2 rRNA genes are annotated in these 334 nt (G+C 45.5%); both read right to left on the bottom strand.

Annotated features, from left to right (window positions below):
- Window positions 1–55, bottom strand: a 5S ribosomal RNA gene (rrf, locus tag DCCM_RS19835); the annotation flags it as partial.
- Between the two features lie 193 nt (window positions 56–248).
- Window positions 249–334: ribosomal RNA gene (locus DCCM_RS13155) — 23S ribosomal RNA — on the bottom strand; the annotation flags it as partial.

The raw sequence follows: 334 nt of genomic DNA, 5'->3' as shown, positions 1-334 counted from the left end.
TAACTACCGTGTTCGGGATGGGAACGGGTGTACCTCCTTCGCTATGGTCACCGGAAAATTCGATATTCAATGTTAGATGTTTGAGGTTCGAGCCTCACTTTTCTTTTAAGACCTTTAGACCTTTAGACCTTTAAGGCTTTTCCCCGGTCCGAATTCCGAATCTCGAACTTCGAACCTCGAGTATGCGCCTTCAAAACTTCACAGCGTAGAAATTTATCGCAAAAGCATTTAGCTTAAGATATATTTTTCAGGTCAAGCCCTCGACCTATTAGTACCGGTCAGCTGAATCCCTCACGGGACTTACACTCCCGGCCTATCTACCACGTAGTCTGCA

Source organism: Desulfocucumis palustris (assembly GCF_002933875.1).
Lineage (GTDB): Bacteria > Bacillota > Desulfotomaculia > Desulfotomaculales > Desulfocucumaceae > Desulfocucumis > Desulfocucumis palustris.
Note: the sequence above shows the minus strand (reverse complement) of the source record. Positions and strands in the feature narration are given on the sequence as shown.